This is a genomic window from Paraburkholderia bonniea, from assembly GCF_009455625.1.
Classification (GTDB): domain Bacteria; phylum Pseudomonadota; class Gammaproteobacteria; order Burkholderiales; family Burkholderiaceae; genus Paraburkholderia; species Paraburkholderia bonniea.
On record NZ_QPEQ01000001.1, the window covers coordinates 2,262,072 to 2,277,047 of the forward strand.

13 protein-coding genes are annotated in these 14,976 nt (G+C 57.5%); 8 read left to right on the forward strand and 5 right to left on the reverse strand.

Annotated elements, in window-relative coordinates:
* Positions 1–303: 303 nt before the first annotated feature.
* The 6 genes from GH656_RS09825 (at position 304) to GH656_RS09850 (ending at position 6,967) form a co-directional block, all read left to right on the forward strand.
* Complete coding sequence (locus tag GH656_RS09825; protein ID WP_153075711.1) at positions 304–1,080, forward strand: ABC transporter substrate-binding protein; 777 nt, start codon at positions 304–306, stop codon at positions 1,078–1,080.
* Between the two features lie 115 nt (positions 1,081–1,195).
* Positions 1,196–1,885: an ABC transporter permease gene (locus GH656_RS09830; protein ID WP_153075712.1), complete on the forward strand. Its 690-nt coding sequence runs from the start codon at positions 1,196–1,198 to the stop codon at positions 1,883–1,885.
* Positions 1,882–2,595, forward strand: coding sequence for an ABC transporter permease (locus tag GH656_RS09835; RefSeq protein WP_153075713.1), 714 nt, complete (start codon positions 1,882–1,884; stop codon positions 2,593–2,595). The genes GH656_RS09830 and GH656_RS09835 overlap by 4 nt, the downstream gene beginning before the upstream one ends.
* A gap of 17 nt (positions 2,596–2,612) precedes the next feature.
* A complete protein-coding gene (locus tag GH656_RS09840) occupies positions 2,613–3,392 on the forward strand; it encodes an ABC transporter ATP-binding protein (protein ID WP_153075714.1) in 780 nt (259 codons plus the stop codon).
* Positions 3,393–3,789: 397 nt separating this feature from the next.
* Positions 3,790–5,292 carry a pentapeptide repeat-containing protein gene (locus GH656_RS09845; protein WP_217352246.1) on the forward strand — a complete coding sequence of 501 codons (1,503 nt, stop codon included), beginning with the start codon at positions 3,790–3,792 and terminating at the stop codon, positions 5,290–5,292.
* Between the two features lie 541 nt (positions 5,293–5,833).
* Complete coding sequence (locus GH656_RS09850) at positions 5,834–6,967, forward strand: porin (RefSeq protein WP_153075715.1); 1,134 nt, start codon at positions 5,834–5,836, stop codon at positions 6,965–6,967.
* 207 nt (positions 6,968–7,174) lie between these two features.
* Here the strand turns inward: GH656_RS09850 and glnK are convergent, their stop codons facing one another.
* The 4 genes from glnK to GH656_RS09870 form a co-directional block, all read right to left on the reverse strand.
* Positions 7,175–7,513, reverse strand: coding sequence for a P-II family nitrogen regulator (glnK, locus tag GH656_RS09855; RefSeq protein WP_153075716.1), 339 nt, complete (start codon positions 7,511–7,513; stop codon positions 7,175–7,177).
* Positions 7,514–7,610: 97 nt separating this feature from the next.
* Entirely contained in the window at positions 7,611–9,332 is a 1,722-nt protein-coding gene (locus GH656_RS09860; RefSeq protein ID WP_153075717.1) for an NAD+ synthase, read from the reverse strand.
* Positions 9,333–9,856: 524 nt separating this feature from the next.
* Entirely contained in the window at positions 9,857–11,002 is a 1,146-nt protein-coding gene (locus tag GH656_RS09865) for a GNAT family N-acetyltransferase (RefSeq protein WP_153075718.1), read from the reverse strand.
* Positions 11,003–11,233: 231 nt separating this feature from the next.
* The gene (locus GH656_RS09870; protein ID WP_153075719.1) at positions 11,234–11,662 is read right to left on the reverse strand and encodes a hypothetical protein; all 429 of its coding nucleotides are present in this window, start codon (positions 11,660–11,662) and stop codon (positions 11,234–11,236) included.
* Positions 11,663–11,963: 301 nt separating this feature from the next.
* On the opposite strand from GH656_RS09870, the gene GH656_RS09875 reads away from it, so the two are divergent.
* On the forward strand, positions 11,964–12,287 hold the full coding sequence (locus GH656_RS09875; protein WP_153075720.1) for a GIY-YIG nuclease family protein: 324 nt from the start codon (positions 11,964–11,966) through the stop codon (positions 12,285–12,287).
* A gap of 227 nt (positions 12,288–12,514) precedes the next feature.
* Here GH656_RS09875 and GH656_RS09880 read toward each other — a convergent pair whose 3' ends face one another.
* Positions 12,515–13,312 carry an IclR family transcriptional regulator gene (locus tag GH656_RS09880; protein WP_153075721.1) on the reverse strand — a complete coding sequence of 266 codons (798 nt, stop codon included), beginning with the start codon at positions 13,310–13,312 and terminating at the stop codon, positions 12,515–12,517.
* 289 nt (positions 13,313–13,601) lie between these two features.
* On the opposite strand from GH656_RS09880, the gene GH656_RS09885 reads away from it, so the two are divergent.
* Complete coding sequence (locus GH656_RS09885; RefSeq protein WP_153075722.1) at positions 13,602–14,921, forward strand: MFS transporter; 1,320 nt, start codon at positions 13,602–13,604, stop codon at positions 14,919–14,921.
* Positions 14,922–14,976: the final 55 nt, after the last annotated feature.

Here is a 14,976-nt window from a genome sequence, read left to right on the forward strand (position 1 = left end):
GCTTTGCAGCGCTGGCGCATAGCGTGGGTTCGGGTAGAATGCCGCGCGCCTCGAATATGTCCACTGGATAGGCATGACGTTGCGGCAAGCGGTGTTGTGCCAGCGGCTAATCCGCTGCAACCAGCGCTATAACAGCCGCCGCAGTTAGCCGCCTCAGCTAGCCTGGACGGTTCCCGGCGGCACTAGCCTGTAATACCTTGGCCACACAATTTTGACCTCTGGCATGATGGCGGCCAGCCATCACGCCGGGGAATATTCTGGCCGCGCCATGCGCGGCAACCCGTCAGCAAATTCAGGAGAAACATGAAGAAGTTTGCACTGTGCCTCGCGCTAGCCTTGATGGCCGCCAGCGCGGGCGCCAAAGAGTGGAAAACCGTGCGGATCGGCGTGGACGCCAGCTACCCGCCCTTCGAATCCAAAAGCCCTGATGGCAAGATAGTCGGCTTCGCGGTCGATTTGACCCGCGCACTATGCACCCGGATGAACGTCAAGTGCGTGTGGGTCGAACAGGATTTCGACAGCATGATCCCCGCGCTCAAGGCCAAAAAATTCGATGCCATCGTGTCGTCCATGACGGTCACCGACAAACGCCGCCAGCAAATTGATTTCTCCGACAAGCTGTTTGACGCGGGCACCCGGATGGTCGTGCATGCAGGCTCGCCGCTGCAACCCAACGCGCAGTCGCTCAAGGGCCGCCGCGTCGGCGTCGAACAGGGCACCACCCAGGAAACCTACGCCAAGACCTATTGGGAATCCAAAGGCGTGACCGTCGTGCCCTACCAAAACCAGGATCAGGTCTATACCGATCTGCTCTCGGGCCGTCTCGATGCAAGCCTGCAAGACGAAGTGCAAGCCTCAGTCGGCTTTCTGAAAACCCCGCGCGGCAAAGACTTCACCTGGGCAGGCGCGGCCCTGAGCGATCCAAAAACGCTAGGCGAAGGCACTGCCATTGGCCTGCGCAAGGAAGATGGCGAGCTGAAAGCCCGCTTCAACCAGGCGATGAAGGAAATCCATCAGGACGGAACCTTCGACAAACTCGCCAAACCGTATTTCGACTTCGATATCTTTCGCAACCGCTAGCCTGATGTTCGTCGTGGCTGGCCGCAGGCCATCGCGTGCGTAGTGCATTGCCAGCCACACACGCTGTATCGTCGGAAAACGCGCTGTCTACGTCAGCGCCGCCAAGGACCCTCATATGCTTCTTCAAGGCTACGGCCCGCTGATCCTCGCCGGTACCTGGCAAACCATCGAGCTCGCGCTTTTATCGCTGGCCTTCGCCTTCGTGCTGGGCCTGCTCGGCGCAGCCGCCAAGCTGTCAAAAAACCGGATCTCTTCCAGCGTCGGCACGCTCTACACCACGCTCGTGCGCGGCGTTCCTGACCTCGTGCTGATGCTGCTGCTGTTCTACGGCATCCAGATCTGGCTTAACCATCTCACTGACCTGATCGGCTGGGACCAGATCAACATCGACCCGTTCGTCGCGGGTGTGATCGTGCTCGGTTTTATTTATGGCGCGTATTTCACGGAAACCTTTCGCGGCGCGTTTCTCGCAGTGCCGCGCGGCCAGCTTGAAGCGGGCTCGGCCTACGGCATGAGCGGCTGGCAAGTGTTCTCGCGCATCATGTTTCCGCAGATGATGCGTTTTGCGTTGCCTGGCATCGGCAACAACTGGCAAGTGATGGTCAAGGCCACCGCGCTGGTGTCCATCATTGGCCTCGCCGATGTGGTGAAGGCCTCGCAGGATGCCGGTAAAGGCACGCTGCGGTTCTTCTTCTTCACCTTGCTGGCCGGGGCGATCTATCTCGCCATCACCACGGTGTCGAACTTCGTGCTGATGTACCTCGAAAAGCGCTACTCGACTGGCGTGCGAAAGGCGGACCTATGATCGAGCTGATTCAAGAGTACTGGCGCAACTATCTCTATACCGACGGCTATCGCTTCACGGGCTTGGCCATCACGATGTGGCTGCTGGTGGTGTCGATCGGGCTGGGCTTTTGCCTGTCAATCCCGCTGTCGGTGGCGCGGGTGTCAAAGCGCAAATGGCTCTCGGGCAGCGTGTGGCTTTATACGTATGTCTTCCGCGGCACACCGCTCTATGTGCAGTTACTGCTGTGCTACACCGGGCTCTATAGCCTCGAAGTCATCCGCGCTCATCCCCTCACCGACGCTTTTTTCCGCGATGGCATGCACTGCACGCTGCTGGCGTTCACGCTCAATACCTGCGCCTACACCACCGAGATCTTCGCCGGTGCGATCCGGGCCACGCCGTATGGCGAAATTGAAGCGGCTCGCGCCTATGGCATGTCGCCCTTCACGCTGTACCGGCGCATCATTTTGCCGTCGGCGCTGCGGCGCGCATTGCCCTACTACAGCAATGAAGTGATCCTGATGCTGCATGCCACCACGGTCGCCTTCACCGCAACCGTGCCAGATATCCTCAAAATCGCCCGCGATGTGAACTCCGCCACGTATCAGTCGTTCGGCGCTTTTGGCATTGCCGCTCTGATCTATCTCGTCATTTCATTCGCGCTCGTCTGGCTGTTCCGTGCAGCCGAACACCGCTGGCTCGCCTATCTGCGGCCGCAGGGCAAATAAGCCTGTCAAGGATCCCGATGAATTCCCCGATGCAAAAACTCTTTGTCGATAACCTCCACAAGCAGTACGGCGACAACGAAGTCCTGAAAGGTGTTTCGCTCAAAGCGAACCGTGGCGACGTTATCAGCGTGATTGGCTCGTCTGGTTCGGGCAAAAGCACGATGCTGCGCTGTATCAACTTCCTTGAGCAGCCCAACGCGGGCCGCATCGTCGTCGACGGTGAAGAAGTGCGCACGCAAAAAGACAAAAACGGTGCGCTGCGCGTGTCCAATCACAAGCAGCTGCAACTCGTACGCACCAAACTGGCGATGGTGTTCCAGCATTTCAACTTGTGGTCGCACATGAGCGTGCTGGAGAACATCATCGAAGCGCCCGTGCATGTGCTGGGCCTGTCGCGCCGTGAGGCCGAAGAACGCGCCCGGATTTATCTGGAGAAAGTGGGCCTCGCGCCGCGCCTCGAAAAACAATACCCATCACACCTGTCGGGTGGCCAGCAACAGCGTGTGGCGATTGCCCGCGCACTGGCGATGAATCCTGACGTGATGCTGTTTGACGAGCCAACTTCAGCGCTTGATCCAGAGCTAGTCGGCGAAGTGCTCAAAGTGATGCAAAAGCTCGCGGAAGAAGGCCGCACGATGATCGTCGTCACGCACGAAATGGCCTTCGCCCGCAGCGTGTCAAATCAGGTGATGTTCTTGCATCAGGGCCTGGTTGAAGAACAAGGCCATCCCGAGGAAGTGTTTCAGCACACCAAAAGCGAGCGGCTCAAGCAGTTCCTGTCAGGCAGCCTGAAGTAACGCATCAAGCGGTTGCCGAGCGGTTGCCGAGCGGTTCGATATTCAATAAAGGTTTCGCTACGCTGCATCACCCCTTCGGCCGGATAACAGACTTTCTGTTATCCGGCCGAAATCATATCTGCGTGAATAAATCGCCCTGGCCATATCCGACAAAGACATGGCCATTCATTACGCATATCCCCCTTAGCAACCCGCTATAAATCACGTCCAGATGGAACGGCTCAAGCAGGAATGTTACAAAGTATTACCAATCAACGGCCAGCATCCCAAACCAGCCAGGACGGCATGGCGGTGTACGCAACGGGATTGGGATAACAAGTGTAAGAAAATTGTGTTTTTTATCTTTAATTTAATATTCTGAAGTTAATGCATTAAATATCTATTCTGGAGATTTTTTATGTCTAAAATTGCAATAACTAATGCCACGCCAATATTCAGCCGCCCCATCGAAATTGACCAAAGAACAGAGGAATTTATCCACAAAAATACGGGCGTTTCGACTATAGATCTATTCTTAATTTCCATGTTCGATTTTTTCAACATAAAATATAGCAACCAGAAAATTGAGAAAGCCACAGAATTAAAAAACGAAATTCATACGGCCTGCGCCTCTTTTATCGAGAAAATTCTGGAAAGCAAGGCACCTGAAGGTTCCAGCCTGCATCACTCGGAATTCGAATGCCACGGCGAAAAATTCACCGTTGACATATCCAACCATAAAAATCCATTAGATAATACAATTATCATAAAAAGCAAAAACTCCACTGATTTCGAGAGGCACACTCACGGAATCAATTTTTTCAAGGTCAAAGAAGATTGCCTCATCACTTATATAAATATTAAGCGATATAATCTTGCGCCCAATCAAAAAATTGATTTATCCCGGATGTCATGGGATTTTCCTGGTGACTATTATCTGAAAGATATCAATCTAACCAAAACACAATTCCCAAAAGATTTAAAAAACGCCAATCTGAGCAATCTGATTTTGTCCGGGGTGGATCTCTCAGGGGTGGATCTCACGGGGGCCAATCTCACGGGGGCTGACCTTACGGGAGCTGATCTTACAGGGGCAAATCTCACAGGAGCGAAACTCACGGGAGCCAATCTCACAGGCGCTATCTGCCGCTCAGCAATTTTCCGCAACGCCGATCTGGCACGCACGAAATTGTCCCATGCCGACTTTTCAAACACCAACCTGGAAAATTGCTCGCTCCCAAGTTTTCTGCCAGAGACATTAATTTTCTTTGGCACGGAGGGCGACAAAGATATCTATATCCAGAACTTGATCAATAACACTTTGTCGATCATAAATAAAAAATATCAAACCCTCCCAGTCGACCAGAAAGAATTAAGTGATTTTCACGATAAAATTATTATAAATATTACTGAAGATCACAAAAATCATGGCGTCGAATCAATAAGCAATAATCTCACCCGCTCATCTTTTGCGCAGGATATATATCTGCCGAAAAATTCAGATTCCGAATCCAAATTTTATCTTGACGACAGAGTTATTAACTCATCCAAAATCGAGGCATGCGATAAAGCTAAAGTCGAAGAGCATATCAATGCCTGCTTAATCAACAAAGGCTTCAACGCTGGCCAACTGGCATTATTTCACCGCACTCGCTCAGCCATCTGGTTTGCCATTCAGTCCGGAATCCTGCTTGATGGTCTGAAGCAGAAACCCCCAGTCACGAATTTTTCTGAATTCGTGAAAAAGCAAACAGCATTCCCGTCGTCAGAAACCACGGCCCGGTTGAAGCCCCAGTATGTTGAACAGCTTTTCAAAGCAATCGCTGACAACTATCGCCTCACACAAGCCAAGGATCCAGTTACGCCAGAACAAGAAACCGATACCCTACGCTTCCTGACTGATCCTCGTTACATATTCTGAAGCCCTTCCCGGCTTTATTAACGCTCCTGCGCTGAACCAGCCCATCCGCACACACTGGGCTGGGCTGGTTCAGCCCGAGACTCACGTCTCTCCGCGCCGCTTTACTCTCGCCAGCAAAACAGGTCAATAGTGGAAATCCTTGGCGCAACAGCGCCATATCACGTGATTCCCATACCAAATAACGCTGCGACAGCATTCCAGCCGCTTCTATCCCCGCCTTCATCCGTGCAATTTCGAGACAAATAACACGCATGCGCTATTTTTCTTCGCCCGCGTGATAATTAATTTTGCTAAATTAGTAACCAGAGTAGCAAAATGCAGTTAATTAAAAGTAGTTTTACTTCAAAGCACGAGGAGACTAGCTGAGAGCGAAGCGCCAAGACCCAAGCGCCAGTTGGCCTGATCCAGACTGCGCCATCCAGCCCACCCGCTCCGGCTACCCGTATATCTCTCCAGTTCCAGAATTTATGCCCCGTGTCTTCAGCGCGTGGGCACGTTCGCAGTACTGGGTTTACTTTTTTGACAGGGTATGGAGGAAACAATGAAGAAAGCTTTGCTCGCCGCATCGTTGCTGACCATGGGCGCAGCCGCTCATGCGCAAAGCAGCGTCACGCTCTACGGACGTCTTGACGCCGGGCTCGAATATATGTCGGGCGTACCGACAGGCGCCGGTCCGAACGGCCAGGCAACGGGCAGTGGCAGCCGTTTCCGCGCCGAAAGCGGCGACTGGGGCACCAGCCTGTGGGGGATGAAGGGTGTGGAAGATATCGGCGGCGGCAACAAAGTGCTGTTCCACCTTGAAGGCAGCTTCAATACGATGACGGGTGCCGGCCCTGGCGGCGGCGGGATCTTCAACCGGTGGGCCACGATCGGTGTCAGCAATGACAACTACGGCACGTTGCTGATGGGCCGTGAGCTGTTTATCGCCAATGGCGTGTGGGACTTCGATCCGTTTGGCCAGTCCAACTGGTCGTCAGCCTCGCTGGTGCGTGGACGCAACTGGACGCAATCGAGCAACAACATCTCGTATCAGTCACCCAAAATCGCTGGCTTTGATATGTACGGCCAGTATTCGCTGTCCAATACCACCAACTGGAATGGCAACTCGCCGCTGGATGCCAATGGCAACCCAACCGGCCAGGGGCGTCAGGCTGGCCTGCAAATCACCTATACCGCGCCCGTGTTCCAGTTGCGCGGCATCTACGACGAAATCCGCAACCCGAATAACGGCCAGTTCACCGACGCGTTCCAGTACTCACGCGAGTACACCGCGGCCGTCAATGTGTTCCTCGGCCAGTTCAAGATTCAGGCGGCTTACCAGGCCATCCGCACCAGCGGCGTAGCCACTGCGGCATCGGGCCTGATTCCAACTTCAATCGACCACGAATGGGGCGGCGTCACCTGGCAAGCAACGCCAGTCGCAGCGTTGATCGCGGCGGTGTATCACGTGAATGCGAACAAGGGTGGCGGCAACGCGACGATCTACACCGTGGGCGGCTCGTACAATTTGTCCAAGCGCACGCTGCTGGATATCCAGGTGGCGACGGTGCGTAACAGCAGCACCGCGAATTTCGGCTTGAATGCGAATGGCGCTGGCGTCACCTCAGCGACCGACAATCCGTTGGTTGGCCACAGCCAGTCGGGAGTGTATGCAGGCATCCAGCACGTGTTCTAAAGCACGCACTGGCTGATACAGAAAGCGCAAGGGGCATAGGAGGCTTGCGCTCTCCTCGCCCCCGGGCCACAACAACACACGCTTGAAACGGTTTTCACGCTGCTATGAGAGGCGCGTACCAGTGCGATGTCCCCTTCGGGCATCGCACTTTTTTTATGTCTGCTTGATTGATAGCTGGCAGCGCTACGACTGCATCCGCCTGGCGGATTAAACCGCTGCTTCATTTTCTTCGCCTGTGCGAATGCGGATCACCCGCTCCACTTCCGCCACAAAAATCTTGCCGTCACCGATCTTGCCCGTGCGCGCCGCGCCGATGATCGCGTCGATCACCTGATCGCACTGCTCATTGGCAACCACCACTTCGATCTTCACCTTCGGCAGAAAATCGACCACGTATTCCGCGCCGCGATACAGCTCGGTATGCCCTTTTTGCCGTCCAAAGCCTTTCACTTCGGTCACGGTCAGGCCTGTGAGACCGACTTCCGCGAGCGCCTCGCGCACTTCGTCGAGCTTGAACGGTTTGATGATGGCGGTGATGCGTTTCATGAAAAACCTCGTCTCGTGTTGTAGTCATACAAAAAAATCGCGCAGCCAGAAGCCAGGAACCAATAGCCAGTCTAGTGCGCCGGATGAATGCGGCGCGTCAGGCCAGCGGCTCGGCATAGCGGGAAGTAACCGGATAACGCCAGTCGCGGCCAAACGCCCGATGCGTCACGCGGATGCCGATGGGGGCCTGACGGCGTTTGTATTCGTTGAGCCGTATCAGGCGAGTGACGCGCTGCACATCCTGCGCCGCATAGCCCGCCGCGACGATCTCGGCCAGCGAGCGGTCTTCTTCCATGTACATGCGCATGATCGCGTCCAGCACCTCGTAAGGTGGCAGGCTGTCCTGATCGGTCTGGTTCTCACGCAGCTCCGCCGATGGCGCACGCGTCAAAATCCGCTCCGGAATGATGTCGCGCAGCGCAAAGCAGCTCGCCGCATTGCGATACCGGCACAGCCGGTACACCAGCGTCTTGGCAATATCCTTGAGCACCGCGAAGCCACCCGCCATATCGCCATACAGCGTGCAATACCCCACCGCCATCTCGCTCTTGTTGCCGGTGGTCAGCACGATTGAGCCGAACTTGTTGGAGAGCGCCATCAGCAGCGTGCCGCGAATTCGTGCCTGGATGTTTTCTTCGGTGGCGTCCGGCTCACGGCCCGCGAACTCACCCGCCAGCGCCGCGCCGAACGCGTCGAACATCGGTGCAATAGCGATCTCGTCATAACGCACCCCGGTGCGGCGCGCCATCTCGGCGGCATCGGTGGTGGAGATACCAGCGGTATAGCGCGACGGCATCATCACGGCACGCACACACTCCGGGCCTAGCGCATCGCAGGCCACGGCCAGCACCAGCGCGGAATCCACTCCGCCCGACAAACCGATCAACGCCCCCGGAAAACCGTTCTTGCCGATGTAATCGCGCACGCCCAGCACGAGCGCGGCATAGACCTGCGCTTCCAGTGACTGCTCAGGCGCAATCGCACCTGGCACTGGCGTCGCGCCATCGAACTCGACCAGCGCGCAGCCTTCTTCAAACTGCGCCATGCGCGCCACTAGTTCACCCTGGGCATTGAGCACAAATGAACCGCCATCAAAAATCAGCTCATCCTGGCCGCCCACCATATTCACGTAGACCATCGGCAAGCCGGTTTCGCGGATGCGCGCGCGCAAGATTCCGGCGCGCACGGCACTTTTATCCAGATGAAAAGGCGAGCCATTGGGGATCAGCAGCACTTGTGCGCCCGCGGCCTTCGCCTGCTGCGCCGCTGACGCGTGCCACACGTCTTCGCAGATCACCACGCCATAGCGCACGCCATTCAGATCGAACACAAACGGCTCCGAGCCCGAGGCGAAATAGCGCTTTTCATCGAAGACTTCGGCGTTCGGCAAATCGTGTTTCAGATAGGTGCCGACGATCTCGCCATCCCGCAGCAACGACGCCGCGTTAAACGTATCGACGGGTGGCACAGCCCGTGCAATCGGTGCCTGTGCCGGCGGTGCAGACGGTGCTGCTTGCGCTGATTGCCCCGACTGCTCCTCTGGCCGCACCCGGTGCGGATGGCCGACGATCACATGCAGGCCTGGCAGGGCTTTGAGCTGGGTGGCGAGGTCCGCCAAAGCGGCGGCGCTGGCCGCGTAAAACGCGGGACGCAGCAGCAGGTCTTCAGGGGGATAACCGGACAGCGCCAATTCAGGTGCGATCAGCAGTTGTGCGCCCTCGCGGTAAGCGGCATGGGCGGCGGCAACAAGGCGCGCGACATTGCCAGCGAAATCGCCGACGGTCACATTCAGTTGAGCAAGAGCGATCTGGGTCTTCATGGCTGGATCAAAAACGGGCCGCGAGCATGGCGCAGACAGATAAGACAGATGACGCGCTACCGGATGCAGCGCGGAAGGATTCAGGACGACGCACCACCCGCATGCGTAAACGCGCGATTATCGCACGGGCCTTTTGCGCTGGCCGGTGCTCGCCATGGCCTTGGGGTTTGGGGTTTGGGGTTTGGGGTTTGGGGTTTGGGGTTTGGGGTTTGGACCTTGGACCTTGGACCTTGGACCTTGGACCTTGGACCTTGGACCTTGGACCTTGGGCTCCGGGCTCCGGGCTCTGGGGCTCTGGGGCTCTGGGGCTTTGGGGCTCCGGGCTTTGGGCTTTGGGCTTTGGGCTTTGGGCTTTGGGCTTTGGGCTTTGGGCTTTGGGCTTTGGGCTTTGGGGCTTTGGGGCTTTGGGGCAAAGCAATGGGGATGCCCGAACTACGCGATAACTTCGCGGCACACGGAGCCAGGCGCGCCTTGGGTCTCCCAGCTCTTCCAGCCCTTCCCACCCTGAAGCCAAGTTACTCAGCTCACTCCGGCAAACCTTGAGCACGCTTGAATGGCGTATGCGCTTCCAGCTCACCCATGTGCTGCTCCATCACTGCGGTCTCGCGGCCCAGGAACCGGGCGATCGCCTCGGCAAACTGCGGCTCGGCAATCCAGTGCGCCGACCAGGTGGCGGTTGGCAGCAAGCCGCGCGACATCTTGTGCACGCCCTGCGCGCCGCCCTCGAAACTAGCGAGTTGATTCTCGATGCAGTATTCGATGCCCTGCATATAGCAAGTCTCGAAGTGCAGCCCCGAAATAAACGCCCGGGTGCCCCAGTAACGGCCATACATGGTGTCGCCCGCAATCACATTGAGCGCACACGCGAGCCGCTCACCATCGCGCTCGGCCAGCACCAGCATGATTGCGTCAGGCATCGTGGCATGCAGCTGGAAGAAAAACGCCTCACTCAGATACGGCGGATTCCAGTGCTCACGATAGGTGTTGGCATAGCACTCGTAGAAAAACCCGAGCGTCCCGGCGTCAATCTCAGCGCCACGCAACCAGCGAAAGCTCACGCCGGCGTCTGCCACCCGGCGCCGGTCTTGCCGGATCTTCTTGCGCTTGTCGTGGTTCATCAGCGCGAGAAACGTATCGAAGCTGGTGTAAGCGGCGTTTTCCCAATGAAACTGCACGCCCTCGCGCAGCATGTAACCGGCTTCGGTCAGCGCCTGCAAATCGGCCTCATGAGAAAACAGCACGTGAATTGACGACACCTCAAGCTGCTGCGCCAGCGCAATCGCGCCACGGGCCAGCAACACCCGTGCCGTATGCGTCGCGGCCAGCAAGCGCGGCCCCGTGACCGGCGAAAACGGCACCGCCGACACCAGCTTGGGGTAATAGCGCAAACCATGACGCTGGAAAGCATCCGCCCACGCATGGTCAAACACGTATTCGCCGCGTGAGTGCGTTTTCAGATAAAGCGGCATGGCTCCCGTCAGTGCGCCATCCTCGCGCAACAGCAGATAGCGCGGTTGCCAGCCGGTCTGCGCCGAAGCGCACTGGCTGTCATGCAAGGCACTGACAAACGCATGCGCGACAAATGGATTGCCTTGCGTGAGGGCATCCCATTGCACCGCTGGGATGTCTGAAACGGAATCGACCACATGAATTTCAACCTGACTGCTCACCGTGACTTCACTCCTGAACCTGCTGGCTACTGGCTACTGGCCGCTAACCGCTAGCGGCCGGCTGCCGCTGATTGCCGCTGACTACCACTAACTACCGCTGACCAGCGGCAAAGCGGCATTGTCGCTGGAATACCAGGCATCCGGAAGCGCCGGTGGCTCTCCCTCCCTGGCCTCGAACCTGGCACCAGGCCGCCTGAAAATATCGGCCCGGTTATTTCACCTCGGTCTCGGTTACTTCGCCTGATGAGTCCGCAGCAGATTGTCCGCTTGCCATTTAACCCGGCGGCAATCGCCCTTGAGCCGCGCGGCGAAATCCTCCGGATCGCTCAAGCGCAGCGCCTGCATCTGGATTGCGCCATCTTCTTCACGACGCCAGCCCACTTGCCAGCGCTCGTCAAAATCGTCGACCCCTGTCAGCGCCGTTTTCAGCCGCTCACGGTAGCTGGCCACCTGCTCCGGCGCAAAGCCGCAAAACTCCTGCGCGAAATGCGCTCGCTCACCTGCTACTTCGACGGTTTGACTGGTGCGCTCATCGCTGGCAAACGCCATCGTGCTCACGCCGGAAAGCCCCGTCATGCCCAGCACGCTCAGCGCAAACCACACCCGCAGCACGAACCGAAACGTGCACCGCTGTTGCCTCTTCTGCTGTCTTCGCTTCACGAGCGTCTCCTTTGTTGTTAGTGCGTGATACAGCTTGGGTTATAGATGATGCCCGCGCCATGCGCTGATTCCTGTGGCCCGGCATTGCACTGCAGCGCGGCTGGTGCACCGCCTGAAGGGGAACTGAGCGGAAACTAAACGAAAACCCAACGGGAACTGAAGGGAAACTGAACGGAAAATCACTTGCAGCGGGCCGCCGGGAACGGCATTGTGCGAACCTGTCAGCGCTCACCTGCCTGGCTTACTTTCATTTGCTGCCACTTAATGCTTCGCTGATTCCGCTTTTTATCGCGCCGCCCTCATGTCCTGGTTTGTCTATCTGATCGAATGCGTCGATAACAGCATCTACACCGGCATCACCACCGATGTCGACGCGCGTTTTCACAAACACCTGAACGGCACCGGTGCGCGCTATACGCGTTCACGCAAGCCGGTGCGCTTGCTGGCGTCATTCGAATGCGCTGATCGCGCCAGCGCCTCGCGCGCCGAATACTGGATCAAACGGCTTAGCGCCAGCGAGAAGCGCGCACTGGCAGCGGGCCAGCGCACGCTTGAATCGGTACTGCCGGTTGTGATGGAAGAGCATGCAGCGCCGCCAGACGACGACGTGCAGAAGATCACTTAACGGCCTTTGGCCCATGCAACGCGGCGATGCCGCTGTGCCGCGTCCCATGTAACTTGCCGCACCTCGCCGGTTCAGCCAATGCAGCAAGCATCTCGCCAGGCTCTCCGCCCCGCTGGTTCGGAGCGGCCTCAAATCAACTCTCGCTCTCGCTCCTGCTCTCGCTCTCGCTCTCGCTCCTGCTCCTGCTCCTGCTCCTGCTCCTGCTCCTGCTCCTGCTCCTGCAGGATTTATTTCATGCGATCCGCTCTTGTGCCGCCCAGTTCATGTGAAATTCCTGCGGCGGCGTTCACCACCACCGGAATCAGCTCCTGCATCCGCTCGGTCGACATGTAAGGGAGCGTGCTGGAGACACTGACGGCCGCGACGATTTCGCCGGAAGCATCACGGATAGGTGCAGCCACACAGCGAATCGACGGCTCGTTATCTTCCAGGTCGAGCGCATAGCCACCAGCCGCATATTCCTGCATTCGCTGCTGAAACGCCTTCCAGTGCATCTTCGGTGCCAGCGCGTAGGCCGCAGCCCCTGATCCGCCCGCCGAAGCATCAAAGAGCTTTTTCCACTCCGCCTCATTGAGGTCGAGCATCAACGCTTTGCCTACCCCCGTGCGCGCAACCGGCATCCGGTGGCCAATCCTTGAGCGCATCTCAAGGCCGAATTTGCCGGCGATCTTGTCCATATACAGCACCTCATCGCCCTCTCGCACCGCCAGATGAATGGTGCAGCCCGTAGCCTGAGCCAGCGCTGCAACGAAAGGTTTGGCGATGGTGGCCAGCGAGATTTCATCGCGCGCCTGAAAACCCAGTTCGATCAGGCGGGAACCCAGCGTGTAACCGATTCCGGGCAGGTTACACAGATATCGCTCCTGAACCAGGCACGCAGCAAGACGGTGCGTCGTGCTGCGGGTCGTGCCAACCATGTGCCCGATTTCCTTCAAATCCCGTGCGCCAGCCGCCACTGCCTGCACTACCGCTAAACCACGCAATAGCGTCTGCACCCCTGTGGGCGCGCTGATGTCCTGTGTCATGTCGCTCGAGTCTCGTGGTTGTGTTGGCACGGAAGGCATTCTATGCGAGCCACAGCGGCAGGAACTAGTAGAAACCCGCGATAGATCCACATCTGTCAGTTGATGCATCAGCCAGAATAAATTCCATATATTGGGATACAAGCTCACATATTGACGAGATTTTTATCTATCAGTAGAGTTCGCCAATCACCTGCTTCGCACTCCCAAAGCATCGATCGAATTGCCGTAGACATACACATAGAAGTAACGACGAGCGAATTACAACGCTCGCCCTGATGGAGACCAATCAATGAATCGTCAAGCAAACGGGCTGGATGCCGCGACCATCGGACGGCTGAATCTCCGCCTGATGCCTTTTCTAATGCTGCTGTATCTAGTGGCCTATATCGACCGCGCCAACATCTCGGTCGCTGCATTACAAATGAACGCCGATCTCCAGTTGAGCGCAGAAATGTATGGGCTCGGAGCCGGCCTCTTCTACATCACCTACATCCTGCTTGAAGTCCCAAGCAACCTGATCCTCGCCCGTGTCGGTGCGCGCCGCTGGATCGCCCGCATCATGATTACCTGGGGCATCATCGCCACCGGCATGGCTTTCATCCAGACGCCCGCACAGTTCTATGGCATGCGGGTGCTGCTAGGCGCGGCAGAAGCCGGGTTCACGCCAGGCATCATTTACTACATTTCACGCTGGTATCCATCAAACGGCCGGGCCCGGGCGATGTCGTTCTTCTATATCGCGGCGGCGCTGGCTTCCCTGATCGGCTTGCCGTTATCAGGTGCATTGCTGAACATGCATGGCATTTTTGGCCTGGAAGGATGGCGCTGGATGTTCTTCCTCGAAGGCCTCCCCGCTGTGCTGCTTGGTTTCGTCGTGCTGCGCAAGCTGCCCGATCACCCTGAACAGGCCACCTGGCTTTCTGCGGATCAACTCGGATGGCTCAAGCGCGCCCTCGCTCAAGAAGCGCCACGCAATGCTGAAGAGCATGGCGTAGCAGCACTGAAGGCGGCTTTTGGCAATGGTCAGGTCTGGGCGCTCGCCGCGTTCTGGCTGTTGCAGGCCTTCGGCACGATCGGCATCACCTTGTTTCTGCCGCTGCTGGTCAAAAACATTTCAGGCCAGTCCAACTTCGTCGTCAGCGCGCTATCGGCCTTGCCGTTCCTGTTCGCCTGCATCTTCATGTATTGCAACGGCCGCCATTCCGACCTCACCCGTGAGCGCGCGTTGCACCTTGGCCTGCCGCTCCTGCTCAGTGGCACCTTGCTGGCAGGCTGCATCTATGTCGCGCATCTGGGCTACCTCCCCGTTGCCTACGCCATGCTGGTGCTGGCAGTTGGCTTGAACTGGGCTGTCACACCCGTGTTCTGGGCGGTAACCACCGAGTACGTCTCCGGCATGACTGCGGCGGCGGCGATTGCGTTAATCAATGCGGTCGCCAATATCGCGGGTCTTGCCCTGCCCCCCGTGATGGGGCGTATCAAGGACGTCACCCACTCCTACGATCTGGCGCTGTTGCTGGTTGCCGCTGCACTGCTCATTGGCGGCGCACTCGGCTTGCGCATCGCATCCCGGAGTCAGCGGGCCAAGCAGGTGCAGCGCCATGCCTAGCCCTGCGGGTCATCTCTTCGTTTTCCTCACGTTCATCACGTTCCTCACTTTTCGG

Bases quoted from the DNA above. Each gene is read 5' to 3' on its own strand.
- GH656_RS09835 (WP_153075713.1), top strand. From the start codon at position 1,882: ATGATCGAGCTGATTCAAGAGTACTGGCGCAACTATCTCTATACCGAC.
- GH656_RS09825 (WP_153075711.1), top strand. From the start codon at position 304: ATGAAGAAGTTTGCACTGTGCCTCGCGCTAGCCTTGATGGCCGCCAGC.
- GH656_RS09875 (WP_153075720.1), top strand. From the start codon at position 11,964: ATGTCCTGGTTTGTCTATCTGATCGAATGCGTCGATAACAGCATCTAC.
- glnK (WP_153075716.1), bottom strand. From the start codon at position 7,513: ATGAAACGCATCACCGCCATCATCAAACCGTTCAAGCTCGACGAAGTG.
- GH656_RS09850 (WP_153075715.1), top strand. From the start codon at position 5,834: ATGAAGAAAGCTTTGCTCGCCGCATCGTTGCTGACCATGGGCGCAGCC.
- GH656_RS09830 (WP_153075712.1), top strand. From the start codon at position 1,196: ATGCTTCTTCAAGGCTACGGCCCGCTGATCCTCGCCGGTACCTGGCAA.
- GH656_RS09840 (WP_153075714.1), top strand. From the start codon at position 2,613: ATGAATTCCCCGATGCAAAAACTCTTTGTCGATAACCTCCACAAGCAG.
- GH656_RS09845 (WP_217352246.1), top strand. From the start codon at position 3,790: ATGTCTAAAATTGCAATAACTAATGCCACGCCAATATTCAGCCGCCCC.
- GH656_RS09880 (WP_153075721.1), bottom strand. From the start codon at position 13,312: ATGACACAGGACATCAGCGCGCCCACAGGGGTGCAGACGCTATTGCGT.
- GH656_RS09860 (WP_153075717.1), bottom strand. From the start codon at position 9,332: ATGAAGACCCAGATCGCTCTTGCTCAACTGAATGTGACCGTCGGCGAT.
- GH656_RS09885 (WP_153075722.1), top strand. From the start codon at position 13,602: ATGAATCGTCAAGCAAACGGGCTGGATGCCGCGACCATCGGACGGCTG.